Here is a 26,630-nt window from a genome sequence, read left to right on the forward strand (position 1 = left end):
CATCGAAGCTTTTCATGCTGCTGGCCATTTGCTCAGCCAGTTTCTTGATGTCAGATTGGTTAGTCATTGCTTATTCTCCTGTTAGTGGATTATAAGCAGTTACACAAAGTTTGGGAAACTCTCCATAGGTGTCATCGTCAGATTAGTAGCGAGTTACTAGCGCTATTGGTTGATCTTCACCCATAATATCTTGTGGCATAAATACAGCTTCGCCGCCATTGTGAATGACGTGCTCGATGATTTCACCGATTGCATCATCTGTGATGCCTTCCGTAGCATCATTGGCAGGGCTTAACGTTTGTGCCTTTTCATCAATCTTAGCAGATTGTATATAGCCACGTCGTACATAAAGTGTCTCGCCAGCTCCTTGGAAAGCACTTCGATATACTTCCTGCAAGTCAGTCTGCAACATATTCGCACCGCGAGCTTTGTCGATTTCGCCCAATGCAGCTTTATGTAATGAGGTGCGATACTCTTCTACGGCTTCTTGCACGCTATCTACGATATGCTGAGCACTACCGTCTTCTAGATTGGTCGCATTCGATACTGTAGCGATGATGTTATCTGGACGATCACAGATTTCTTTATAGTAGCCAATATTTTTTGCATCACCAACTATCACAAGAGGCATTTTATGCTCGCCCCACAATTCTTGGACACTTTTATCAACTTGGTTAAAGAATTCTTTTAAGTGACTGCTTTCATTGTTTGATGAGCGATCTGAGCCACCGTCGCCTGTTGTGTATAGTCCGTTGTTTTCAACAGGGAACTGAATGTTCTCCATATTGTTTTGTGCATCATCATCTTTATCGAACTCTCTTACAACGCGGTCGTTAGACGCTTCAATCAAACGCGCATTATCACGAGTTAAGACCACCGTATAATAATGAACCGCACTTGCCATATCACGAACCAAGTCACGCGTAGCAAATCTATCTGAGATCACAACGCGTTCTGTTGTATCAATTGGCATACGAATGACTTGCACATCATCTGTACTAGCAAATATAGCTAAAGTATCAAGGTTATAATTATGATTGAGCTCACTGATTTTATTTTGAATATTATCTAAAATGGTAGTCGCTGTGCGTTTATCGTACTCTTTTGTCAGACGATCTTCGGCAACTTTCAATTGATTTTTTAGAGCGATAGGATCTTGCTCATTGGCTGGATGTTCACGATGCGTTTTAACAAAGATACTTACTGCAGGATTCGCTTTAGTCTCACGTAAACTTTTAAGAGTCGCTTTCATATATTGCTCCTTGTTTTATTATCGTTCATTTTTAACTTTATGTATTTCTTTACTCATATATTTTTATGAGCTTAGAAATTTCTATCCGTGTTTTTCTTACATCTTATCGATGCATAATATTTAAATTCCATTATCTTGATGCTAACAGCTATACCCCACTCCCTGTAGGGTTAATTTGCAAGCAAATGATAGCGCTTTGTAAGTAGAGCACTCTATATTGTTAAAGAACTGCCTTAACGAACATAGCTACATATTCAGATAATTATCTTGAGAATTTGAATCTAAATACCAGAATCTCGACATCTACTTTCAGATTGCTAGCACTGTCCTAATTAGTTGAATCGTATATATAAAAGTGCTTAGGTTGTATTTTTACCAAACGAACCCATCTTTTATATAATCTATATATAAAATAAGAACACACTGTATATTTCAATAGTAGCCAGACTTTTCTCATTTTGATTAATAATAATTCATTGATATCGGATACCTATATGACACCTGCTCCTTTAGATTTACGCCTTGTCGATTTTGCCGACACTGCGCCACATACCTTACAAAATCAAGTGATTGACGCTATTGATGCTGCCAATGCTTTTTTAGATACCTTAACCGTGATAGAAAGCGACAGTGCTGAAAAAGCAAGTGCTGAAAAAATAAGCGCTGAACAAGCTTTGGCAGATGTGATGAGCTTTGACCATATCAATTTGGCTTTAGATCGTAGCTGGGGTATTTTGTCGCATCTCAATAGCGTGATGAGCAATGATGAGATTCGTCATGTTCACCATGAGCTGCTACCAAAACTATCTGCTTACGGTACGCGAGTTGGACAGCATCAGCCTTTGTTTAATCGCTATCAAACTATCGTCAATGACACAGATTTCTTTGCTACGTTAGAGCCTGCTCGTGCACGTGCAATCGAACTGGCATTACGTAGTTTTGAGTTATCAGGCGTTGCGTTACCTCAAGCTGAGCAAGAAAAGTTTGCCGCTATCCAAAGTGAGTTATCAACCCTGTCTGCAACCTTTTCGGACAATATCTTGGATGCGACACAAGCATTTGCCCTGCCTTTAGAAGATTCTCAGTTAAAGGGGTTAACAGAGAGCGGTCTGGCACTATTGGCAGATGCAGGCGAGCAATACAAAGCGCGTGAGCTTGCTAGCGATGCTCTTAGCCAAGCTGATGTAGATGCACTTCCTACTCCTTATTATGTGGCCAGTTTAAATATCCCTGTATATCTAGCGATCATGACTCATGCGGACGATCGCAGCCTGCGTGAGATGTTGTATCGTGCTTATGTTACGCGTGCTTCTGAGTTTGATACGCATACCAATGCAAAAGGAAACTCATTAAATAATGCTGACAATATGAGTCAAATACTCTCATTACGTGAGCAAAAAGCCAAGCTACTTGGTTTTGCAAATTATGCTGAAGTATCGCTATCGACCAAGATGGCAGATAGCGTCTTAGAAGTTGAAACATTCTTACGTGACTTAGCAACGCAAGCAACCCCTGCTGCCAAAGCAGATTTGGCACAGCTACAGAAATACGCAAGCGATTATGGCATTGACGAATTGCAACCGTGGGATAGCGCCTACATCGCTGAAAAAGTGAAACAAAGTGAGTTCAGTTTATCGCAAGAGGAAATTCGTCCATATTTCCCATTACCCAAAGTGATTAATGGCTTGTTCACTATCGTTGAGCGTCTATACGGTATCAAAGTACAAGAGCAAAGCCATAAAAATGCAGAAAGTGACTCAGTCTCTCGCTGGCATGACGATGTAAGCTTTTATCAATTATTCGATGCTGATGATCGCTTGCTCGGTGGCTTCTACTTTGACTTGTTTGCGCGTAGCGGTAAGCGTGGCGGTGCATGGATGAGTGGTTTTCAATCTCGCTATAACTACGAAGAACAGAACCATCAGCAGCTGCCCGTTTGCTTTATGGTTGGTAATTTCACGCCAGCACTTGATGGCAAACCTAGTTTATTGACCCATGATGAAGTATTAACCTTATTCCACGAGTTTGGTCATGGGTTACATCATTTATTAACCCAAGTGACGGTGGGTGATGTCGCTGGCGTCAATGGCGTCGAGTGGGATGCGGTCGAACTTCCTAGTCAGTTTATGGAAAACTGGGCTTGGGACGCTGAAGGTATCGCGCTTATCAGTAGTCACGTTGAGACTGGTGAGCCATTACCTAAAGACAAACTTGATGCACTATTAGCAGTGAAAAATTTCCAAAGCGGCATGCAGACGCTGCGTCAGATTGAGTTTGCTCTATTTGACTTACTCATTCATGCTCATACGCCAGCGCTTAATTACGATGGTATTTTAGAGACGCTCAATACTGTCCGTAATGATATCTCCGTTATGCAAACGCCTGACTATAACCGTTTTGCTAATGGTTTTAGTCATATCTTCGCGGGTGGTTATGCTGCAGGTTATTACTCATATAAATGGGCGGAACTGCTATCAGCTGATGCGTTTAGTAAGTTTGAAGAAGACGGTATTTTCAACCCAGCGACAGGCAAAGCGTTCCGTGAGTCCATCTTATCTGTTGGCGGTAGTTTCCCAGCGAAGACCAACTTTGAAAATTTCCGCGGTCGTACCGCCAGTATCGACGCCTTGCTACGTCATAATGGTTTCACTGATGCTAAAAATATCGATGCCGCAAATACTCAAACGACGCGCGAGGTCATTTAAATGCGTTATCAGTCATCTAGTCCTAAGCGCCGATTCTTAGCAGGGGTACGTTGTCCGAAATGTCAGGAGATGGATGCTGTGGTGCAAGTCAATATCGTCACCCCTGCCCCAGATGAGTATATTGAATGTACTCAGTGCGGACACACAGAGCATCGCCCTGACCCTGATGCCATTAGTGCTAAGAACCATTTAGAAGATCAGATGGCTCGTGATGCGATGGCAACTGGCACCAGCGGCACTGTAAAATTTAAGCCTTAGCTATCTAGCACTTACACTTGAAACTAGATTAAATACTTTATTATTTAACGGTCTATTAAGCCTATCTATCGATAGATAGGCTTTTTATTTTGAGTTTGCTATAGTATGGCTACTTATATTCTTGACATGAATCGATCATAATATGAAACCAGACAATATCCGGCCTTCATCCACCCACACTTCTAAGAAGAAACAGACTAAATCACGTCAGAAAATTTTGGTAGTACTTATCTCCATATTGCTACTTATTATCATTGTCTACCTTATCGTAGGAAGGACTGGCACTCAATCCACACTCCCTGTAGATAACGCCACTTCAGCACCAGTAACTGACCAAGCACAGACAGAATTAGCCAAAGACAGCACTTCGGAATTAATAGATGACTCTGTGATTAACGATGGTGTGCTCATGGATGAAAACTCTGAAGCAGCCAATAATGACAATAACGCGATACCAAATCCTACTGCTATATTAGATGCGCCTCTACCAGAAAATGACAGCTTGGCTAAAGAAGAGATTGATCGTTTAGAAGATGAGCGTCAGCGACTGGCCGAACAAGAAAAGTTAGCCGCTGAACAAGTGGCTATGAATAAGCAGTTGACTGATATGAAGGCAGAACAAATTGCGCTACTCGAACAACAAATTGCTCAGTTAGAAGCAAACGACTCTAATAAAGCGACGGTTCAATAACCGTATACTTGATTTGGTTATAGAGAGGCTTACGATGGCGATTTTGCAATTCACACATGCCTCTATTTTAAATAGCAATGCACAGCTGCTTGTTTTACCTGTCAACAATACTGGTATCGTTTTAGATCCTGTACTCACACGAGCGAAAACTCTATTTCCTGATAACTATAGTCGCTATCATCGTGCATGCCGCGATGGTAGTCTGAATGTTGGTAGCTGCTTACTTAATAAGCGTACACGTGAGCAGGTCGGACTTGGTATCAGTAGTAACGGTAACCAGCCAAACTATATTGCCAACCTTGTGATATCAAACCATCCTTATCATCCAGCGCGCACACGTTGGCTGACTGCTGCCTTGATTGATTTGCAACAGCAAATAATGCCGCTTATACGTTACCAAGGCATACGCAGAGTTGCATTGCTTGCGCGGCCACTTATCTCAGGCAGACCACGTGATATCGTATCCAGTGAAAGCACTACAGTAGATACCCTGCCTTTAGACTGGCATGCTGATACTTTGCCATTACTAACTGAGTACTTACAAGACCTACCAAAACTTCGTATCGATATACACCTGCCTAAAAGCATTGAGTTATAAATGGCCTTTTAGCTAGCCAGTCATCATCTTTTTGGACACATAAAAAAACCGCCTTGAATACTCATAACGAGCATTTCAAGGCGGTTTTTTCTTATTTAAACCACATCAGATATTGAGTATTAGTTCTGCTCAACACCTTTCATAGTTAGTTTGATACGACCACGGTTGTCAACGTCTTGTACAAGTACTTTAACGACCTGACCTTCTTTTAGGTAGTCTGACACATTCTCTACGCGCTCTTCTGCGATTTGTGAAATATGTACTAGACCATCCGTGTTTGGCAAGACATTTACAAATGCACCGAAGTCGACGATACGAGCAACGGTACCTTCATAAGTTTTACCAACTTCAACTTCAGCAGTTAGTGCTTCGATTTTACCGATAGCTGCCTTGGTCGCTGCTTTGTTTTCACCAAAGATACGGATAGTACCTGCATCATCAATATCGATAACCGCGCCAGTTTCTTCCGTTAGCTGACGGATAGTTGCGCCGCCTTTACCGATAACGTCACGAATCTTGTCCGGGTTGATTTCGATAACCGCGTAGTTTGGTGCATGAGCATTGATTTCAGTACGGCTCTCAGGCAATACTTGGTTCATTGCTTCTAGGATATGGATACGACCTGCATGAGCTTGTTTAAGTGCTTGCTCCATGATGTCAGGTGTAATACCTTCGATTTTGATATCCATCTGAAGTGCAGTGATACCATTTTTAGAACCGGCTACTTTAAAGTCCATATCACCTAGATGATCTTCATCACCTAAGATATCTGACAATACAGCAAAACGATCGCCTTCTTTAACCAGACCCATCGCGATACCAGCAACTGGTGCTTTTAAAGGTACGCCTGCGTCCATCAATGCCAGACTTGCACCACAAACAGAAGCCATAGAAGATGAACCGTTAGATTCAGTGATTTCTGATACCACACGAATCACATACGGGAAACGCTCACTATCTGGTAACATTGCTTGTACACCACGGCGCGCTAAACGACCATGACCGATTTCACGACGTTTTGGAATACCTTCACGGCCCGTTTCACCAACTGAGAAATGCGGGAAGTTGTAATGCAGCATGAAATGGTCACGAATCGTACCACCTAGTGAGTCAATCATGTTGACGTCACGGCTGTTACCAAGTGTGGTAGTAACCAATGCCTGCGTCTCACCACGTGTGAACAATGCTGAACCATGCGTATATGGCAATACACCAACTTGTACGTCAAGCGCACGAACTGTCTCAGGGTCACGACCATCGATACGCGGCTTACCTGACAAGATGTTGTCACGAACAGTACGATATTTAAGGTCGTTATAGATTTCTTTAAGCTCAGATACGGTATCAGCATAAGTTTCTGACTCAGCATCACCAGCAAGTGCATCAATAATTGATTGCTTAATTTCATCAAGCTTCGTGTAACGTGCTTGCTTATCAGTAATGGTATAAGCGTCAGCAACTTGCTCGCCGAACTGCTCTTTCATGCTACTGGTAAGTGCTTGATCACGCTCAGGAGCAGAATATTGCTGCTTAGCAGTGCCAATTTCTTCAGCCATTGAAGCAATGTTATCAATAACGATTTGTTGTTGCTGATGGCCGTACAATACTGCACCTAACATCTGGTCTTCTGACAGCTCTGCCGCTTCAGACTCAACCATCAATACCGCAGACTTAGTACCAGCCACAACCAAGTCTAGATCACTGGTTTCAAGCTGCTCAGATGTTGGGTTTAGAACGTATTCGCCGTTAATGAAACCAACACGAGCGGCAGCAACAGGACCATTAAATGGCGCATCAGAGATAGCCAATGCTGCTGAGGCACCGATTAGTGCAGCGATATCTGCAGACTGAGTTTTATCTGATGATACAACTGTTGCGGTGATTTGGATTTCGTTTACGTAGCCTTCTGGGAATAGCGGACGAATCGGACGGTCAATCAAGCGTGAAGTTAAGGTTTCAAATTCGCTCGCACGGCCTTCGCGTTTGCCGTAAGCACCTGGGATTTTACCCGCTGCATACATTTTTTCTTGATAATTAACCGTTAGCGGAAAGAAGTTTTGACCTTCTTTAGCTTCTGATTTTACGACTGCTGCAACTAATACTGTTACGCCGCCCATATGTACTAAAATAGAGTTTGCTTGACGGGCAATACGGCCTGTCTCGATAACAACCTGCTGGTTGCCATATTGAAATTCACGCTTAATGGTGTTGAACATTGTCATATAATCTTCCTAATGTTGACTGACAAAACTGATATCAGCGTCAAAAAGAGCTGATATCTGTCATTAAAATTCTGTGTATATGGCTATCAGTTGACATGTTTTCTATTAAAAATCATCGCAACCAATGCCAATAACGTTACTTGGTTATCTCATATATTTGTCTGAGTTAGACATCGTACTATTATGTATATTCGGTCGTGCAATTTTGGCTTTACTATAAATACTATCAAAAAGACATTAAGTCAAAAGACTTCGATGCTAAAAACCCTATAGGCTATTTTCTGAACTTTCAAATATCAGCTATCTGCGCTGATTACCAAGCCAAATAATAAATATTATATCAATAATCGCCATATCTGTAGCAGATGCGCTATCAAACTCACAAGGCATTATTTTACAGTGATTTATAGCCATTGACCAATTAATTGCACAGTAGCGCAATTATCGTCAGGAAATACCGTACTTGAGACTTGGTTAGTACAGTTTGTACCAATATCCCTCTTAACGATTCTATAGAAGGAGTTATAGCTCTTACTATTTGAACACGGTATCTAAAACGAATAAGCATAAAAAAACGGCGTGAAACTATTCCACACCGTTTTTAGAAAAATCTATTTTATCGATAACAACAAACAAGTTCCAAGCGATTTAGCAAAAAATTCAGCATCCACTCGTACTATTGTCGTTAGATTAACGACGTAGACCTAACTGGCTGATTAGAGTAGTGTAACGACCAAGGTCTTTACCTTTTAAGTAATCAAGCAGTTTACGACGCGTGTTAACCATACGGATAAGACCGCGACGGCTATGATGGTCAGCTTTGTGTGCTTTAAAGTGGTTCTGCAAATCATTGATACGAGCACTCAACAAAGCTACTTGAACTTCTGGGGAACCAGTGTCATTTTCGCCACGTTGGTATTGAGCGATGATTTGTTCACGATCGGTATTAGTTAGCATAAATATCTCCGGCAATGCTAAAAACTTTAAATACAGGCTGCAATTTGAGTCAGTATTAAAGCAATAGAATAATAAATAAAATAACCTGTACGCCATTCAGGACAACCCTGCATTACTAGAGTTGACCTAGTGTACGACAAGCTCAGTTAACAACCATTTAGTACGTTTTGAATCGTACATTGTATTTAGCTATAGCACTACTTAATCAAAGTAATGGGCTAACTACAGTACATCATCCAAAACCTAATTTAAATGTGGGGGTAATTATAACAAAAAACTGCTGAACTAGCAGCAGTTTTTCATAATACTTGTAAAGCGACATTTAATTTCTAGTAACTAATATCCTACAGATAACTAGCTATTAACATCCTACCTAAGCAGACTACTCATTAACATCAGATTCTTTTGCATTGCCGCCTAGTTCATCATCTTCAAGAGGCGCGGCAGTAGTCACTTCTGCTAGACTGTCTGGGGCAGTATGCTCGCTTGGATTGATTTCTTCTGCAAGCTTTTCAATCTCTTTTTCTTGCTCGTCCATATTGTTCGGTGAATTACTCATATTAGCTCCTGAATTATTATTTTGTGGACTAACTGTAGTTGCACTCATCGATCATAAGACGTGCAAACTATAAACGTATTAATGCCACCCTACTACAGGTGGCATATTAAAAACTTACTTGTCTTCTTTCGCGTTTTCTAAATTAGCTGCGATACGTTCTGCTGCTGCTTCGCTATTTTCATTGTGATTGTCTTCAGTTTGACCTTTAAGTGCTGCTTCTGCTGAATCAGAACGTTGTTGCTCAAGCTTAGTATCGTTTGGGTTAGAGTTTGACATAGTATCTTCCTTAGTTATGGTTATAAATGTTAGTTATAAAAATTTGAAATTTAATAGTACTTAATTAACTGAAATTGTTTAGTTAGAATTCAAAATTCTAAGATAAAGCTTTGTCTATGGCATCAACAAAATTGGGTATATCATCTGGGTTGCGCGAAGTAATAAGATTACCATCTACTTGTACTGTCTTATCTACGTAGTTCGCTCCAGCATTTTCTAAATCTAGTTGCAACGTAGGGTAAGCGGTAAGGGTTTTGCCTTTAGCAATACCTGTGTTGACGAGAACCCAAGGAGCATGACAAATAACAGCTAATGGCTTTCCTGCTTCATTAATAGCATTGATAATTTGATGAGCCTTTTCGTTACCACGAATAGTATCAGCGTTGACAGTACCACCTGGTAACACCAATGCATCATACTCAGAAACGTTGGCATCTTCTGCAAAGATATCAGCAGTAAAAGTATCACTCTTATTTACGTCTTGCTGCATGGCTTGCACTTCTTTTTTATCATTTGTTGTTATGAGAAGTGTTTTGTAGCCTTTGTCTTTTAGCTGATTATTAACGTCTTCGTACTCTGCTTGTTCGAAGTGGTTATGCAGTAAAAAAGCGATCGTTTTCATAACTTTCCTTCTTCTTATCTATTAGTTTTTGTGAGCCAGTATATTTTTATAATATTATTATTCGGTAGTACATTTTCCTTTGAACTATTTTATTTTTATTAAAATGCATCCTTTCCGCATTGACTTTACTTTTAATTGGCTATTATTTTAATTATTAACTTTATAGCAATTTTTTATTTTTGTAATATTTATCCGTTTTATTTTTTAACTCAGCATTCCCTATCTGATGAATCCAGAGTACAAAAAAAACAGGTTTCACCATAGGCGAAACCTGCAATAAAATGTGACGGTATGTGATTAGTGTAAACTATTAGTAAATCAGGCCAATGTTAGGTGGTATTTTATCTATTTAAGTAACATTGATGAAAACGTTACTATTAGCGCTGAATCAATTTCTTAGGTTGTAAACGTCCGTTTAAGCTCACAGATCCCAAACCAAGAAACTCTCCCTGCTCATTGAGTAGACGTATATCAACTGGAATTTCGTGCTCTAGGAGCTGAGGCACATCAAGATCAGTATCAGTTTTACCATTGGTACTAGCGTTATCATCAACACTAACAGAGCTATTATTAGATAGTTGGTTAGAAACCATATTAGCAACATAATCTTTGAGCTTACCTGTCAGCTCATCAAATACGTTTAGGCGCTGCCCCATATGTACGCGGGCGCATTGCTCCTCTGTCAGCGTCAGTTCAGCATCGATATCAATACAAGCATCGATAGTCAGCAGCCAAGACTGACGCTCCTCTAAACCATGCTCTTCTAATGATGATAAAGCGATCGCATCATCAATGCTGAAGTTCCCTACTTGTGTACGACGTAATGCCGTCAAATGTCCTAGCGTACCTAGCTGCTTTGCAATATCTTCCGCTAATACACGTACGTAAGTACCTTTAGTACAAGTAACCGTTAGATTAATCTGGGTATTATCTATCATCTGTAGATTGATTGCTTTAATCGTAATATCTCTAGGTGGTCTATCAACCTCAATGCCAGCGCGAGCATATTCATACAGTTTTTTACCATCTTTTTTTAGCGCTGAATACATCGGTGGTATTTGCTGCTGAGCACCTAAAAACTGCTGTGCAATAGTCACTAATGAGGCTTCATCAAACTCTGGGATAGAAGCCTTCGTTACGATTTGGCCATCAGCATCACCAGTATCGGTTTGACTACCTAGCAAGATAGTCGCTTGATAAGATTTATCAGCATCCAGTTGATAATGGCTAAACTTGGTGGCCTCACCCAGGCAAATAGGCAACAGGCCAGTTGCCATCGGATCAAGCGTTCCTGTATGTCCTGCCTTTTTACTATCGTGTATCGGTGATTTAAATAAATACTTCACTTTTGACACGACTTGCTGCGAGGTCATACCTTTGGGTTTATCCACCAATATGACACCTGAAACTTTTACTTTTTCAGGTACTTTATTGGCTTTTTTATCAACTTGCTTAGACGCTATAGACATAATAATAATTTACTCGTCATTCTCGTTTTGCTCAGTTTTAGTCACGGCCTTGCTAATCAAGTCCATCATGTAGTTACCACGAGCCGTTACTTCATCGTAATGAAAACGTAGGCGCGGCGTAGTACGTGTCTTTAAGCTATGGCTTAATTCCGTACGCAAAAACCCTGCCGCTTTATTCAATACTTTGATGCTTTCTTCATGATTGGTCTTGTTCATAGCATCATTGAGCTCAGGCTCCATGATAGTGACATAGACATCTGCATAGCCTAAATCTGGGCTAACTTTGACACTGGAGATTGTGACAAAACCAGTCAAACGAGGATCATTGACTTCATCGCGAATAAGAACAGCAAGCTCACGCTGAATCTGATCCGACAATCTTTGTAAACGTTGGTTCATGTTGTTACCTTACTTTAATGGGCTTATTTTATTACTGTATAAGTCTGCTGATTAATAGATGTTGCACTGATATGTGCTAAAAAAGGCCTAGCAGGATGTACCTGTTAGGCCTAAGTACAGCTGAATATTAGCAAAGTATCTAAACAGCTCAGCGGATTACGCATATTGCATTGATACATACTCTGCTATCGAACAGCAGCTTTAGATAGTACGTGCGAACTCTTGGATTTCAAAGACTTCGATCTTATCGCCAGCTTCAACATCATAGCCACGAACGGCCAGACCACATTCCATACCAGTACGTACTTCATTAACGTCTTCTTTATAACGACGCAATGATTGCAATTGACCAGTAAAGATAACTTGATCATCACGCAATACGCGGATAGGTTTGTTGCGATAAATTGTACCTTCAACCACCATACAACCAGCAGCAGCACCGAACTTACTAGAACGGAATACTTCACGAACGTCTGCGACACCAAGGATTTTCTCACGATGTTCAGGAGCAAGCATACCGCTCATTGCTGATTTAACATCATCGATCAAACCATAGATTACGCTATAGTAGCGAATATCCATGTTAGCAGTGTCTGCTTTGCGACGTGCGGTAGCATCTGCACGAACGTTAAAGCCTAAAAGTACCGCTTCACTAGATTCGGCAAGGGTTACGTCAGACTCAGAGATAGGACCAACGCCTGAACTGATAACTCTGACTTTTACTTCGTCAGTAGACAATTCATTTAGGGCAGCTAGTAGTGCTTCAAGTGAACCACGTACGTCTGTTTTTAGTACGATATTCAAGAATGACACATCGCCTTGGCCCATCTGATCAAACATGCTTTCCAAACGCATCGCATTTTGACGTTCGAGTTGACGCTCACGCTCACGGTTGGTTCTAAAGTCCGCAACTTCACGAGCTTTTTTCTCATCCGTTACAACTAGGAACTCACTACCAGCAGCAGGTGTTTCAGGCAGACCTAAAATCTCTACAGGGATAGAAGGACCAGCTGACTTGATACGTTGGCCATGCTCGTCAGTCAATGCACGAACTTTACCATAATGCTCACCAGCTAGAACCAAGTCGCCTTGTTTCAATGTACCTTTTTTCACTAGGACACTAACGACAGGACCACGACCTTTTTCAAGTCTCGATTCAATAACCACACCCTGAGCAGCACCGTCTAATGGTGCTTCTAGTTCCATTAACTCAGCTTGTAAGCTAATGAACTCTAGCAAGTCTTCGATACCTTCGCCTGTTTTGGCTGAGATACGAGCCATTGGTGTATCGCCACCCCATTCTTCCGAAACAACTTCTTTCGTCGTTAATTCATTAAGAACACGGTCAGGATCGGCGCCCGGCTTATCCATTTTGTTGATAGCAACAATAATCGGCGTACCAGCTGCACGTGCATGATCAATCGCTTCTGCTGTTTGTGGCATCATGCCATCATCAGCTGCAACAACCAATACAACGATATCAGTCGCTTGAGCACCACGTGAACGCATTGCGCTAAACGCTGCGTGACCTGGAGTATCAAGGAAAGTAATAACACCGCGATCAGTTTTTACATGGTAAGCACCGATATGCTGTGTAATGCCGCCCGCTTCACCATTCGCAACTTTCGTTTCACGAATTTTATCTAGTAGTGAGGTCTTACCATGATCGACGTGACCCATAATAGTCACTACTGGTGGACGAGTCTGGATATTACTACTACGCTCATCAACTGCGTACTGTAAGTCATCTTCGACTTTAGTATCACTAACTGGTACTGGGTTGTGACCCATTTCTTCAACAAGCAAGCTTGCGGTTGCTTGATCAATCGTATCTGACTCACGAGCCATTTCACCCATTTTCATAAGTAATTTGGTTACTTCGCGAGCTTTAACCGCCATACGCTGAGCAAGATCGGCAACTGAAATTTGCTCACTAATCTCGACATCATAGACGATTTTTTCGACAGGTTTTTCAAACTTATGCTGTGATGCTTGAGTTGAACGCAAACCGTTTTTGCGGTTTTTGATTTCGCGCTCATCTTGGTTCTTACGACGACGACCACGAGTACCAGTACTGTTCGAACCACGTTTGATTTCGCGACGCTCTTTTTCGAAAGACTCTTCTAGTGCATCACCGACCAAACCTTCAGCCAATGGTTCATCTTTACGTACTTCAGTAACAGGTTCACGATCTGTATATTTACCAGCCATTTTACGCATTTGCTCAAGTGTACGCTTTTGCGCTTCTTCAGCTTGTGTGCGGCGGGTTTCTAATTCGATTTCACGCAGACGCGCTTCTTCTTTTTCACGAGTCTCGCGAGCTTTACGCTCAGCAGCAGTTTCAACTTTAGGCTTAGTTGCAGCAACTTTCTTTTTCGGCTGTTCTTTAGGCTTAACTTCAGCCGTCGCTTTACCGCCTTTTTTGACAACAACTGATGTAGAAATATCATCATTCTTGTCGTCTGATTTTTTGCTAGATCCTAAGCTTGCGCGCATTGCTGCTAGCGTTGCTGCTTGACGCTCTTCCGCTTTTTTCTTAGTAGCGGCGCGTTCTTCAGCTTCTTTTGCTGCACGTTCTTGAGATTCAATTAGAGCCTGCTCACGAGCGGCTAGCTCTTCAGCCATTTTTTCTGGATCAGGCTTTTCGAATACTTTCTTTTTACGCACTTCTACGTTGACGCTCTTAGATTTACCAGAAGAGCCGGTCACACGTGCAGTACTGGTCGTCTTAGATTTAAGACTAATACGACGCTTTTCTTGTTGACCATGACTTTGCTTTAAATACGTCACCAGCTTTTCTTGCTCAAGCTCGGTGACTAGGTCATCCTCTGCGCGAGCAGGCAGGCCAGCATCTACTAATTGCTGCTTTACAGCATCTGTAGTTTTGCCTACCATTTCTGCCAGTTCTTTGACGGTCTTATCTGCCATTTATTATCACCTACTGTCTATTATTTGCTATATGTTCAATTCAGTTGTTGGCTACAAATGATTGGGTTAAGGCTGATACCTATAAATAGATATCAGCGCTTTATTCTCAATAGCATATCACCAAAAGACAGCGATATGCAGTTACCGCTTATTCATCGAACCAAGATTCCCGAGCTTTCATGATGAGTTTTCCTGCAGTTTCAGAGTCTAATCCTTCGATATCTTCTAGATCGAAGACGGCTTGTTCTGCCAAGTCATCAACAGTAATGATGTCTTTTTGCGCCATTTTATAAGCCCAACTGACTGTCATACCTTCAAGCTCTTGAAGCTCTTGACTTGGCTCTTTCATGTTCTGTTGTTTGACCAGTTCATCAGCGATGACAACTTCTTTAGCACGCTCTTGAATCATGTCGATTGCTTCATCGTCTAGACCTTCGATATCATAGAAAGTCTCAACTGGTACATAGGCAACTTCTTCGATACTGGTAAAACCAATATCAACCAATGCCTGTGCTAAATCTTTATCTACTTCTAGGCGCTCATAGAATAATTCAATAAACGCTTTTGATTCGTTTTGTTGACGTTGCTGATACTCTTCTTCGAGCATCATATTCAGCTTATAGCCCGTCAATTCAGACGCTAGACGTACGTTTTGACCTTGTGAGCCAATGGCACGCGCCAACTGATCATTGGTGCTAAAGATAATATCTGCTGTTTGCGTATCTTCATCTAAAATGATACTGCTTACGTCAGCAGGCTCTAGAGAGCTAATGATAAACTGGGCAGGATCATCTGACCATACCACGACATCAATACGTTCACCGTCTAACTCTTGCTGCACTGCTTGGATACGTGTACCACGCATACCAATACAGGCACCAACTGGATCGATACGATGATCGTTGGTCTTCACAGCTATTTTAGCACGAGTACCTGGCAGACGAGCGACGTTACGAATTTCGATAATTTGTTCTGCAATCTCAGGCACTTCTTTTTGCATCAATGCTGATAGCATTTCAGGATGCGTGCGAGATAACAGTAACTGCGCACCGCGGTTTTCACGATTTACATGGTACAAGATAGCGTTAATGCGCGATTTTGCACGTAATTGTTCGCGTGGTAACATTTGATCGCGTGACAAATAACCTTCAGCATTGTCACCTAAATCGATGATATAGCCATCACGAGTCTGTTTTTTGACTTCGCCATACATCATCTCACCAACACGCGGCTCGAAAGCGTCTGCAACTAGTGCACGCTCAGCTTCACGAATCTTTTGGATAATAACCTGTTTGGCTTGTGTAGCAGCAATACGACCAAATTCGATTGATTCAATTTGCTCTTCTTTAATATCACCAATTGACCATTCTTCTTGATCAAGATCGGTGATAGCTAGCTGACAAGCTGGCATTTCATGGTCTTCATCTGCAACCACTGTCCAGTAACGATAAGTATCGTAATCGCCAGTTGCACGGTCGATTGCTACCCGTACAGCCACTTCTGGCTGCTCGGTATATACTTTTTTCTTAGTCGATACCACCAAAGCGTCTTCAATTGCTTCAAAGATATCTTCAGGATTTAAGCCCTTTTCATTACTGACAGTTTCTACTACCGTTAAGATTTCACGACTCATGCTATACCTGTCCTATCATTTTTTAATTGACTTAAATTTTATAATTTGGGTGCTGCTATTATATAGTTGCTATAAGCCACATAAGCTATTGGAAGATAAAACTGTCTATTTATAAACAGTTACCCTAGTAAAAATCTAGGCATCTTCATAAATCAAATTGGCTTTATCAATATTACTTAATGCGATCTCAAACTGCTCGCCATCACTTGACGTCAGTTTTAAAGAGTTTTCATCAATACTATCTAAAGTACCCGTGGCTTTACGACGTTTTTGATCGCCTGTACCGATGGCTTGAATCAGACGTAAGCTAACAGTTTGACCAACATACGCATGCATTTGCTCATCTGAGAAAAACGCACGATCAAAACCAGGTGAAGATACTTCTAAGATGTACTCACCAGCGATAGGATCATGAACTTCCAAGATACCGCTTACTTGGTGATTTACTGCCGCGCAGTCTTCAATCGTTACTTGTTTATCTTGGGCTTGCTCTTCTGGCAATGCCTCAATATAGATACGTAGTAAAGAGCGACGACCTTGTGGCGCAAACTCGATACCCCATAGTGATACATCACAAGCGGCCACAGCAGGGGCAATAATATTAGTCAGTTCTGCAACTTTAGTCGAAAGCTTCATAATCTCTTTGTATTTTCCTATTCACTTATCTATCGTACTTAATAAACCGTATTAAAGATTGACTCTTATCTATATATAGCAATCTTATAATGATCAGAATCACGGTCAGTATATAATTTTAAATCACAAATATATGATACATATTGTGCATTTATATAGGGACGAGCATAAAAAACATCAAGCTCGGCCAAACAATGCTTTTATTATTTATAAAGCACTACTATCGATAAAAGTATGAGGAATAAAAGATAGTGTTGCTTAAGAAGCATCGTGCCGGTATCGGCCGATGATGACCAGTGACGAGTAATATCGTACTCTATAGACTTAGAGCTTAGCATAAGTAGGATAGATACCGCGATAACACTGACCTTCAGATACAAAAAAACCCACAAACATAATGGTGGGCTAATCGGTACTGACAAATTTAGTGTACAAAACATCAGTATAAAAAGTGGTAGCGGGGGCTGGATTTGAACCAACGACCTTCGGGTTATGAGCCCGACGAGCTACCAGACTGCTCCACCCCGCATCAATCTAGAACGCATATTATAGGGAGGTTCTGTAGAAGTGTCAATACTTTTTTTAAATTAATTATAAAATAAGTATTATCTGCTAAAAATCCAACCTGACGCTATGCTATGTCTGTAAAACTTGGTGCGATTGGGGGGACTTGAACCCCCACAGCTTTCGCCACCACCCCCTCAAGATGGCGTGTCTACCATTCCACCACAATCGCATTGTACTGCTCTGTCTCTATCGTCCAGTCTATAATCAATGATGCTTAAGGTAGGCACCTATAGAACAGGAGTTGCGAAAACAGGAAAGCATTGTAAATCTAACCTACCAAAATAGCAAGCGCTGCCTACTTAAAAGAGGGTTACTCAGGATTTTGAGTCAATGGACGCGGCGTTTGCGGTGCTGAAACTGGCGCATCTAGACGAAACTGATCTTCTGCTTGCTTACGAGCATGAACAGCAAGTGTCATACTCGTAATAAAAAATATGACCGTTAGCACTGCCGTAGCACGCGTCAAGAAATTAGCAGTACCGGCTGCGCCAAATACTGTACCTGATGAGCCGGCACCAAAAGAAGCCCCAGCATCTGCCCCTTTACCATGCTGTATCAAAATCAAGCCGATCATGGCAATGGCCACGATAATATGCAGGGCTAATATAAACGTAAACATGGTGGCCTCTTTTGCCGCGTAATGACGACTGATAACGGAAAATAAAACGTAAAGTTAATAAAAATAATGACTAGCATCTCATGATGCCAAATCGATTATATAAATAAGGCGCATTGTACACGATTGCAAGGGTACTGTTAAACCTACTTTTACCAACTGATAAAACCATACTGTCTATCAGCTATGATACTGATATCTGAGCATTATTTATTTGATTCAGCATTCGCTTGACTAAAAGCATCAGCGATCGCTAAGAAGCTATCTGCTTTTAATGAGGCCCCGCCCACTAATGCACCATCAATCATAGCGTCGGAAGCAAAGCTATTGGCATTATCAGCATTAACACTACCGCCATACAACACGGTAATCGTATCTGTTGTATCAGCAAAGCTTGCAACCGTTTGCTTAATATACTGATGAGTCTCACTCACTTCTGCCACAGTAGGCACTTTACCTGTACCAATCGCCCATACAGGTTCGTAAGCGATGAGCAGATTTTCAGATAACGATAATGCCAAATCTGGCTGTTGAGTCAGCAAGTCTTTAATAACTGAGAGTTGCTCATTGATAACGTCGAGTGTTTGACCATTGTCATACTGTTCTTGTGTTTCGCCGATACAAAACACCACGCCTAAGTTCTGAGAAAACGCATGAGACAATTTGCTTATCAGGCATTCATGAGACTCTTTGTGATATTGACGACGCTCAGAGTGGCCAAGTAGCGTCCAAGTAGCACCTGCATCTGCTACCTGCTGTGCTGAGCAGTCACCCGTATAGGCTCCTGTACTTGCACTATAAGTACTAACGTCCTGTGCTGCGCAAAGTATTGAGCTACCTGCTAGACGCGTACTCACTGTACTTAAATGAACACAACTTGGCGCTACCATTAATTTACAGCGGTTTTTTGACGCCTGTAAGTTGGCTTGTTCTTCAGTATTAACTTTAGTCAATAAGTCGTCCAACAGTGCATTGACAGCACTGTTAGTCGCAGGATTCTGTTTCCAATTGCCAATTACCCAAGCTTGCATACTTATTTACCTTGTCTCATGTATTCATGCCAATTCGGCTAATATGCGCGTCAGTATAACAAATAATTCGTAAGTGCTATAGTAGCGTGCCACCATGAGCAGAATCACTTCTGTAAACTTATCTATAGATAGTGCATCAATAGACCATTATTTTTACGAGCTAGTCGTCTAATGGTATATATAAATTTTTCAAACTAAAGTAAAGTTCTATACTATAGAGTTGATGAAATACAGAGTTTATAAAATCAAATATTATTGCTAGCTATATATATAGATACGCAGGTAGATAAGATAAACAAAGCAATATAGTTCAAGCGAGTTATCGACTAGCAACGACAAGTATATAACGTCTAATACCAAGCAGTTCTACAGAATATTTTGTATCAAAGGAGAGGTTACAATGTCTATCGCAACCAGTAAGTACGGCGGTCTAGCGCAGCAACTGATTAGCGACGGTGTCGTTAGCGAAGCGAACATGAAGACGGCACAAATTGAATCGCAACAGCAGCAAATAGGACTGGTACCTTATCTGGTAGACAATAAACTGGCCGATGCTTATTTACTTGCCCAAATGCTATCCCAAGCTTTCGGTGACCCTCTATTTGATCTTGATGCATTAAACGTTGATGTTACTCCAAAAGACTTGGTTGATGAAAAAATCGTTCGCAAGTTTAATGCTTTACCACTCTTTAAACGAGGACAACGTCTATTTGTCGCACTAAGTGATCCCACACGTGTTGATGCCATTGATGCGATTGCCTTTAATTCTCGACTGTCGATAGAAACCATTGTTGTCGAAGAAAATAAGCTTAAAAAGCGTATTGAAAGTGCATATGCAGATACGATGCAAAGCTTTGATAGCTTCTCTGATAGTGATTTAAATGTTGGCTTTGAAGACGGTGATGAAGATAAAGAGGATGGCGAAACTCAGCTGAACGACGGCGTCGATGAAGCACCTGTCGTAAAATTCGTCAATAAAATGCTAGTCGATGCTATCCGTATGGGTGCTTCTGATTTACATTTCGAGCCATACGAAAAATCTTTTAGAGTACGATTTCGTGTCGATGGCGTCATGCAAAAAATGGCCAGCCCACCTGTTCAACTTGCGAATAAAATTGCAGCACGTCTAAAGGTCATGTCGCAAATGGATATCTCAGAACGCCGGGTACCGCAAGATGGGCGTATTAAACTAAAAATTTCTAAAAATAAAGCGATTGATTTCCGGGTAAACTCATTACCGACGTTATTCGGTGAAAAACTTGTTTTGCGTATCCTTGATCCATCCTCAGCCATGTTAGGTATTGATGCATTGGGGTATGAACCAGATCAGCAGGAAATGTTTTTAGAGGCATTACACAAACCACAAGGCATGTTGCTTATCACTGGTCCTACTGGTTCTGGTAAGACGGTCTCCCTTTACACTGGTATCAACATCTTGAATACTGGCGCAACCAATATTTCAACGGCTGAAGATCCAGTTGAAATTAACCTTGAAGGAATTAACCAGGTCAACGTTAATGCCAAAGTTGGTCTAACGTTTGCCAATGCGCTCAAGTCTTTTTTACGTCAAGATCCTGATATTGTCATGGTTGGTGAGATTCGTGATCTTGAGACTGCTGAGATCGCGATTAAAGCGGCGCAGACAGGTCATATGGTTCTTTCTACTTTGCATACTAACTCGGCACCTGAAACATTAACGCGTCTACGTAACATGGGTGTAGCCTCTTTCAATATTGCCACATCAGTTAATTTAGTTATTGCTCAACGATTGGCACGACGTCTCTGTAAGAACTGTAAAAAACCTATTAGCATACCGCGTCAGAGCTTATTAGAGATTGGTTTTACTGATACTGATCTGGATAACACTGATAATGTTATTTATGAACCAGTCGGCTGTAATGAATGCCGTGAAGGTTATAAAGGTCGTGTGGGCATCTATGAAGTGATGAAAGTCAGCCCTGATATTTCACGCATTATTATGGAAGATGGTAATGCAATAGACATCAAAGACGCTGCTATTAAAAACGGGTTCCGCGACCTACGTCGTTCTGGAATTTTAAAGGTGTTGCAAGGTGTCACCAGTATTCAAGAGATGATGCGAGTAACTTCTGAATGATAAGTAAAAATTATAGAAGATGTACGATGCGTTTTTTTATTCTAACTGCTAATCATTAAATAAATTATAAATCTGTAACTTTCACTATCAGATACTTTTAAAAATAAAACAGATAGACACTGGTTTTTTGCGCTAAAATAAAGTATGCCTGACTGGTATTTAAGTCTGGTATTCTATTGTAAATTTACAATTTATATTGGACAATTTTGAGGGTAGTAACATGGCAAAAGCTAAGACTGATATGTTGTTAGATTTTGTTTACGACGGTGTGAATCGACGCGGACAGAAAGTTAAGGGCGAAACTACCAGTCGTAGTTTAGAGCTAGCGAAGGCAACTCTACGTAAACAAGGTATCACGGTTAAAGGAATTAAGAAAAAACCAAAGCCACTTTATACCTTTAAGAAAGCCATTAAAGCCATTGATATTGCTATTTTTGCTCGGCAATTAGCAACAATGATGAAAGCGGGTGTACCGTTAACTCAGTCTTTTGAAATTGTCGCCGACTCCCTCGATAATCCGAGTATGAAAGACTTAGTATTGCAAATCAAAGCAGATATTGAAGCAGGTGGTACTTTTGCTTCTGCATTGCGCAAACATCCTCGTTACTTTGATGATTTATTCTGCTCCCTTGTTGAATCTGGTGAACAATCAGGTGCACTTGAGACGATGCTTGAACGAGTCGCTACTTACAAAGAAAAGAGTGAGCTTCTAAAAGCGAAAATCAAAAAGGCGATGAAGTACCCTATTGCTGTTATCGTAGTTGCTATCATTGTCACTATAATTTTGCTCGTAAAGGTAGTACCTGTATTCTCTGGATTATTTGAATCATTTGGAGCGGAATTACCTGCTTTTACTCAGATGGTAGTAGCGATGTCTGAATGGATGCAGGCATGGTGGTTTATTTTGATCATTGTCATTGGTGGATCAATTATCAGCTTTACTGAGGCTAAAAAGCGGTCTAAAAAGTTCCGTGACTTTTTGGATCGGGCTACTCTAAAGGCTCCAATTTTTGGAAACATTGCTTATCAAGCAATTATTGCTCGGTTTGCACGTACGCTATCTACAACTTTTGCTGCTGGTGTGCCGCTTATTGATGCCTTAGATTCTACTGCTGGTGCGACCAATAATGTTGTTTTTTACAATGCAACTCAGCAAATTAAGAGTGATGTATCTACTGGTCAGCAATTACAGTTTTCTATACGATCTACCAACTTGTTCCCAAGTTTAGCTATTCAGATGGTTGGCATTGGCGAAGAGTCTGGTAGCTTAGAAGAAATGCTAGATAAAGTCGCTGTCTACTACGAGAATGAAGTTGATAACGCTGTTGATGGTCTAACTAGCTTGATGGAGCCACTCATTATGTCGGTATTGGGTGTATTAATTGGTGGCCTAGTCATTGCAATGTACTTGCCAATCTTCCAGATGGGCTCAGTAGTAGGATAATTATTTGATGCAATTTATACAGTTACTACAAGAGAACAGTACCCTAGCTTTATTCATATTTGGTCTATTAGGTCTTTGCGTTGGTAGTTTTTTAAATGTTGTGATTCATCGCATACCGCTGATGATGGTGTATGGTTGGAGACAAGAGTGTAGCCAGTTTATGTCTGAACAGGCAGATATGCCACGCGAGCATACGCTACCTATAGCAAATATTGTCGCTACTGACCAACCGATTACCCTAAGTCGCCCTGCTTCACGCTGTCCTCATTGCGCACATAAAATTAAGTGGTATGAAAATATTCCTTTAGTAAGCTGGCTATTACTACGTGGACGCTGTTCAAGCTGCAAAGCATCTATTGGTCTGCGTTATCCTCTCGTTGAGCTAGTCACTGCCTTCCTGTCTGTGTTAGTAATATATAAGTTTGGGGTAAATACTACAGGTTTGTTCGCATTGGTTTTAGTATGGACACTGGTTGCTCTAACAGGTATCGACTTTGATACGCAGCTACTACCTGATCGTCTAATTTTTCCTTTGGCAGGCTTAGGATTGGCGGTAAACTCACAAAGCTGGTTCGTCTCACCAACACAATCAATATGGGGATTACTACTTGGGTTTTTATCGCTATGGATAGTAGTCAAGGTATTCTATTTAATCACTAAAAAACATGGAATGGGTCAAGGGGATTTTAAACTACTAGCAGTATTAGGTGCTTGGCTTGGACCTATGATGTTACCTTTGATTATTCTACTATCGTCTTTACTTGGCTCTATCGTCGGGCTGATCTTGATGAAAAAGCAGGGTGAAAGCCGACCTTTCGCTTTCGGACCCTATATCGCTATAGCAGGTATTGTTGCCCTATTATACGGCTCAGATATCGTCAGTTGGTATCTCGGTATGTATGTCTAACAACTGACAGCGTACACTAGATTATTGTAGTAAATTTTCGGTAGTGACTTATAAATAAAGCCTTAAAAGGCCAATTATGAGTTTAAAGCTGCATCCATTGTTCTATCTTTCAGATAAGCCATTATTATGTCAAAAAATACATCGCACTCTTATTCACACCAGCCACAAACCATGCAACCAAAAAGCAAGAAGCTCGTAGTTGGTTTGACGGGTGGTATCGGTAGCGGTAAATCTGCCGCTAGTGCTTGGTTTGCTGAGCAAGGCATCAATATTATTGATGCAGACGTAATCGCCCATGAGACTGTCTCTAAAGGTAGCGCCACTCTGCAGAAAATCCAGAAAAAATTTGGTGACTGGGTATTAAACGATGATGGTGTTATGGATAGGGCTGCTGTACGTACACACGTATTCGCAAATCCTGAAGCGCTGATTGAGCTTGAGGCTATCACTCATCCAGCAATACGTGAGACAGCAAAAGCACAGCTAGATGCTAGTACTTCACCGTATATAATCTTGTCTGCGCCTCTACTTATAGAGGCGGCAGAGGCAGGACTGGCCAATTTATGTCAACGTATTTTAGTCATGGATGCGACCGAAGACACGCAGCTTGCACGTGCCAGTCAGCGTGATGATCAAAGCATACAAAAAATTAAGGCCATTATGACCAATCAGCTGAGTCGTGAAGAGCGTAATCGTCATGCAGACAATGTCATACTCAATGAGAGCGACCTTGCCTCTCTATATCTACAGTTAGAACCCTTGCACCAAGAGTATCTTACGCTTGCCCAGCAGCTAAAGTTCGCTGGCGATTAACCTCGTACAATGCCATGCCAGTAGCAACACTCACGTTTAGGCTCTGTAGATTACCATGCTCGTTTCCTGACATTGGAATATAAACCAACTCATCACAGCTTTCCATTGTCAGGCGACGCATACCCTCTCCTTCTGAACCCATAATAATAGCGGTCTTGCCAGTTAGGTCAGCGGCATGTATTGGCTTAGCCTCTTCACTAAGTGCCGTACCAAATACGAAAACGCCTGCATTTTTGATTTGCGACAACGTGCGTGCTAAGTTCGTAACGCTGACGATCGGCATCATCTCTGCTGCGCCAACCGATACTTTAGCCACTGTTGGCGTTAGGCTCGCTGCATGGTGTTTTGGACAAACCACTGCATCCACACCCATAGCCACTGCGGTACGTAGGCAGGCGCCAAAGTTATGTGCATCAGTAATTTGATCCAGTACCAATAATAGGCACTGTTCACGGCCAATAATAGTATCAAGCAAACCTTCATCAGCAAAACCTAACGGACGAGCATTGAGTACCACGCCTTGATGCTGCGGACTACCACACAACTGCGTTAGCTTGTCTTTTTGGGTCGGTTGAATACTAATACCGTTTGCTTGCGCTTCAGCCATGATAGCTTGTACATGACTGTCACTCTCACGCCCTTGCTGCACAAACAAGCTAAGACCATCAAGAGGACGATGTTCAAGTAACGCATCAATGGCATGAATGCCGTAAAAATAAATGGGTTTTGCCATAATAGGCCTACTAAATATAAAGTGGATATCGCACTAGGCGACGGGATAAAAGAGGATAACGTCGGCTTTAAATGTCATAGCTCATTGATGATGAGAGAACAGTAAACCAAACGTCAAAAAAGAAATAAACAATACCAATCCGATATTGTTTATTTTCTCGAAACACTAACGTGTGATAGAACAGGCGCTAGAATAATAAAGCTCAAGCGCCCTATTAATAATATCAGCCTTCTAGATGACAGACATATTGAACAATCTCTTCAGTACGTAGGTTAAAACCGCTATTGCCTTCAACGACAAATGATTGACCTGCACGGTAGTAGCTGAATTCATCGTCACCATTGATCTTCACTTCACACTCACCACTGGTGATTTCGATACGCTCAGAAGTGTTGGTGCTAAAATGATAATGCTCAACCAAGTTGTCACAAGGTAAGATAACGCCTAGCGTTTTATGACGACCATCCTCAAACATAATGGTATGGCTTGAGCAGCGACCATCATAAGATACTGTCGCTTGGGCATTAACGGTTACGTTAGTAAATTGCGCCGCTGTCATAGTGGCTTCCTTATCAAATAATTATGGCAAAACTAAAAAATAAGTAACGGGTTAAAGTACTGACAGAGTTGCACTGGGCTTCAAATACGCGACCAGTAAGCAAACATGCCTGCTTTAAATACTTTATCCCTCTATAGTAGATATCTGCGCGCTAAAGGTAGCCACAGGTTCTATGAAAACGCTTTTGAATAATGATCGAGTGGCCTGTTTTTACCACTATACGCCTACAATTTTACAAAATTATGACTCGTTATTAGGTTGCATAGCGCATCAAACTCATAAGAAGAGTTTATCATTATGTGAGATTATGCTACCACATTATATCTATAAAGTTTGTTAAAGCGACTAGGAAAATTCTATTCGATGACAAGTATCTACCCGTTCGTTTAATATTCATTTGGTATTTTTCTAGGCGGATGCTAGACCATCATTTTAGGTATCTTTTTATCATTATCAGTCAAAATACTTCTTCTCATACTATGCTTATCTTTGAATATCCAATTACCCTAACGATTAATATTATAGGTATTATGTTGATGATTTATTGTCAGTTTTTAATAGTTTTATGGTAATCTTCCAATAATAAATTCTGTTATACCTCGTCTTAAAGTTTGTATTTATGCACATTTAACACCATAC

23 protein-coding genes and 2 tRNA genes are annotated in these 26,630 nt (G+C 41.1%); 8 read left to right on the forward strand and 17 right to left on the reverse strand.

Annotation, left to right across the window (positions count from 1 at the left end; genetic code table 11):
- Nucleotides 1-142: 142 nt before the first annotated feature.
- Nucleotides 143-1,252 (reverse strand): AOC03_06830 family ribosome hibernation factor, encoded by a 1,110-nt coding sequence (locus JMX63_RS09405; protein ID WP_134292265.1) that lies wholly within the window; start codon nucleotides 1,250-1,252, stop codon nucleotides 143-145.
- Nucleotides 1,253-1,746: 494 nt separating this feature from the next.
- Between JMX63_RS09405 and JMX63_RS09410 the strand changes: the two genes are divergently transcribed.
- From JMX63_RS09410 to JMX63_RS09425, 4 genes are all read left to right on the forward strand, one after another.
- Entirely contained in the window at nucleotides 1,747-3,957 is a 2,211-nt protein-coding gene (locus tag JMX63_RS09410) for a M3 family metallopeptidase (RefSeq protein WP_134292264.1), read from the forward strand.
- Nucleotides 3,958-4,215, forward strand: coding sequence for a YheV family putative zinc ribbon protein (locus JMX63_RS09415; RefSeq protein WP_134292263.1), 258 nt, complete (start codon nucleotides 3,958-3,960; stop codon nucleotides 4,213-4,215).
- 142 nt (nucleotides 4,216-4,357) lie between these two features.
- Entirely contained in the window at nucleotides 4,358-4,906 is a 549-nt protein-coding gene (locus JMX63_RS09420) for a hypothetical protein (RefSeq protein WP_134292262.1), read from the forward strand.
- Between the two features lie 34 nt (nucleotides 4,907-4,940).
- Nucleotides 4,941-5,504 (forward strand): hypothetical protein, encoded by a 564-nt coding sequence (locus JMX63_RS09425; protein ID WP_134292261.1) that lies wholly within the window; start codon nucleotides 4,941-4,943, stop codon nucleotides 5,502-5,504.
- Nucleotides 5,505-5,623: 119 nt separating this feature from the next.
- Here the strand turns inward: JMX63_RS09425 and pnp are convergent, their stop codons facing one another.
- From pnp to tpiA, 14 genes are all read right to left on the reverse strand, one after another.
- Complete coding sequence (gene pnp, locus JMX63_RS09430) at nucleotides 5,624-7,726, reverse strand: polyribonucleotide nucleotidyltransferase (protein WP_101204658.1); 2,103 nt, start codon at nucleotides 7,724-7,726, stop codon at nucleotides 5,624-5,626.
- Between the two features lie 690 nt (nucleotides 7,727-8,416).
- Nucleotides 8,417-8,683: a 30S ribosomal protein S15 gene (gene rpsO / locus JMX63_RS09435; RefSeq protein ID WP_045443035.1), complete on the reverse strand. Its 267-nt coding sequence runs from the start codon at nucleotides 8,681-8,683 to the stop codon at nucleotides 8,417-8,419.
- A gap of 382 nt (nucleotides 8,684-9,065) precedes the next feature.
- A complete protein-coding gene (locus JMX63_RS09440) occupies nucleotides 9,066-9,242 on the reverse strand; it encodes a hypothetical protein (protein WP_166739221.1) in 177 nt (58 codons plus the stop codon).
- 114 nt (nucleotides 9,243-9,356) lie between these two features.
- On the reverse strand, nucleotides 9,357-9,518 hold the full coding sequence (locus JMX63_RS09445) for a hypothetical protein (RefSeq protein WP_166739220.1): 162 nt from the start codon (nucleotides 9,516-9,518) through the stop codon (nucleotides 9,357-9,359).
- Between the two features lie 97 nt (nucleotides 9,519-9,615).
- Nucleotides 9,616-10,140, reverse strand: coding sequence for a type 1 glutamine amidotransferase domain-containing protein (locus JMX63_RS09450; protein WP_134292260.1), 525 nt, complete (start codon nucleotides 10,138-10,140; stop codon nucleotides 9,616-9,618).
- Between the two features lie 377 nt (nucleotides 10,141-10,517).
- On the reverse strand, nucleotides 10,518-11,609 hold the full coding sequence (truB, locus tag JMX63_RS09455; RefSeq protein WP_134292259.1) for a tRNA pseudouridine(55) synthase TruB: 1,092 nt from the start codon (nucleotides 11,607-11,609) through the stop codon (nucleotides 10,518-10,520).
- Between the two features lie 9 nt (nucleotides 11,610-11,618).
- Nucleotides 11,619-12,008: a ribosome-binding factor A gene (locus JMX63_RS09460; RefSeq protein ID WP_102078739.1), complete on the reverse strand. Its 390-nt coding sequence runs from the start codon at nucleotides 12,006-12,008 to the stop codon at nucleotides 11,619-11,621.
- A gap of 201 nt (nucleotides 12,009-12,209) precedes the next feature.
- Nucleotides 12,210-14,936 (reverse strand): translation initiation factor IF-2, encoded by a 2,727-nt coding sequence (gene infB, locus JMX63_RS09465; RefSeq protein ID WP_057757754.1) that lies wholly within the window; start codon nucleotides 14,934-14,936, stop codon nucleotides 12,210-12,212.
- Nucleotides 14,937-15,084: 148 nt separating this feature from the next.
- The gene (gene nusA / locus JMX63_RS09470) at nucleotides 15,085-16,569 is read right to left on the reverse strand and encodes a transcription termination factor NusA (RefSeq protein ID WP_057757751.1); all 1,485 of its coding nucleotides are present in this window, start codon (nucleotides 16,567-16,569) and stop codon (nucleotides 15,085-15,087) included.
- A 135-nt stretch (nucleotides 16,570-16,704) separates the two neighbouring features.
- A complete protein-coding gene (rimP, locus tag JMX63_RS09475; protein ID WP_057757748.1) occupies nucleotides 16,705-17,205 on the reverse strand; it encodes a ribosome maturation factor RimP in 501 nt (166 codons plus the stop codon).
- 452 nt (nucleotides 17,206-17,657) lie between these two features.
- Nucleotides 17,658-17,734 (reverse strand) — tRNA-Met (locus JMX63_RS09480).
- A 123-nt stretch (nucleotides 17,735-17,857) separates the two neighbouring features.
- Nucleotides 17,858-17,941: transfer RNA gene (locus JMX63_RS09485), tRNA-Leu, on the reverse strand.
- Between the two features lie 141 nt (nucleotides 17,942-18,082).
- On the reverse strand, nucleotides 18,083-18,391 hold the full coding sequence (secG, locus tag JMX63_RS09490; protein WP_021814138.1) for a preprotein translocase subunit SecG: 309 nt from the start codon (nucleotides 18,389-18,391) through the stop codon (nucleotides 18,083-18,085).
- A gap of 203 nt (nucleotides 18,392-18,594) precedes the next feature.
- Complete coding sequence (gene tpiA / locus JMX63_RS09495; protein ID WP_134292258.1) at nucleotides 18,595-19,419, reverse strand: triose-phosphate isomerase; 825 nt, start codon at nucleotides 19,417-19,419, stop codon at nucleotides 18,595-18,597.
- Between the two features lie 400 nt (nucleotides 19,420-19,819).
- Between tpiA and pilB the strand changes: the two genes are divergently transcribed.
- From pilB to coaE, 4 genes are all read left to right on the forward strand, one after another.
- Nucleotides 19,820-21,535, forward strand: a complete 1,716-nt coding sequence (gene pilB, locus JMX63_RS09500; protein WP_201572147.1) for a type IV-A pilus assembly ATPase PilB — start codon at nucleotides 19,820-19,822, stop codon at nucleotides 21,533-21,535.
- Between the two features lie 220 nt (nucleotides 21,536-21,755).
- Nucleotides 21,756-22,979: a type II secretion system F family protein gene (locus tag JMX63_RS09505; protein WP_201572148.1), complete on the forward strand. Its 1,224-nt coding sequence runs from the start codon at nucleotides 21,756-21,758 to the stop codon at nucleotides 22,977-22,979.
- 7 nt (nucleotides 22,980-22,986) lie between these two features.
- On the forward strand, nucleotides 22,987-23,886 hold the full coding sequence (locus tag JMX63_RS09510) for a prepilin peptidase (RefSeq protein ID WP_201572149.1): 900 nt from the start codon (nucleotides 22,987-22,989) through the stop codon (nucleotides 23,884-23,886).
- Nucleotides 23,887-24,012: 126 nt separating this feature from the next.
- Nucleotides 24,013-24,699, forward strand: coding sequence for a dephospho-CoA kinase (coaE, locus tag JMX63_RS09515; RefSeq protein ID WP_201572150.1), 687 nt, complete (start codon nucleotides 24,013-24,015; stop codon nucleotides 24,697-24,699).
- Here the strand turns inward: coaE and rlmB are convergent.
- Nucleotides 24,662-25,432: a 23S rRNA (guanosine(2251)-2'-O)-methyltransferase RlmB gene (gene rlmB, locus JMX63_RS09520; protein WP_201572151.1), complete on the reverse strand. Its 771-nt coding sequence runs from the start codon at nucleotides 25,430-25,432 to the stop codon at nucleotides 24,662-24,664. The genes coaE and rlmB overlap by 38 nt on opposite strands.
- A 223-nt stretch (nucleotides 25,433-25,655) precedes the next feature.
- Nucleotides 25,656-25,991 carry a pyrimidine/purine nucleoside phosphorylase gene (ppnP, locus tag JMX63_RS09525; RefSeq protein ID WP_057757729.1) on the reverse strand — a complete coding sequence of 112 codons (336 nt, stop codon included), beginning with the start codon at nucleotides 25,989-25,991 and terminating at the stop codon, nucleotides 25,656-25,658.
- Nucleotides 25,992-26,630 lie beyond the last annotated feature (639 nt).

Source organism: Psychrobacter nivimaris, assembly GCF_904846365.1.
GTDB classification, from domain to species: Bacteria; Pseudomonadota; Gammaproteobacteria; order Pseudomonadales; family Moraxellaceae; genus Psychrobacter; species Psychrobacter nivimaris_B.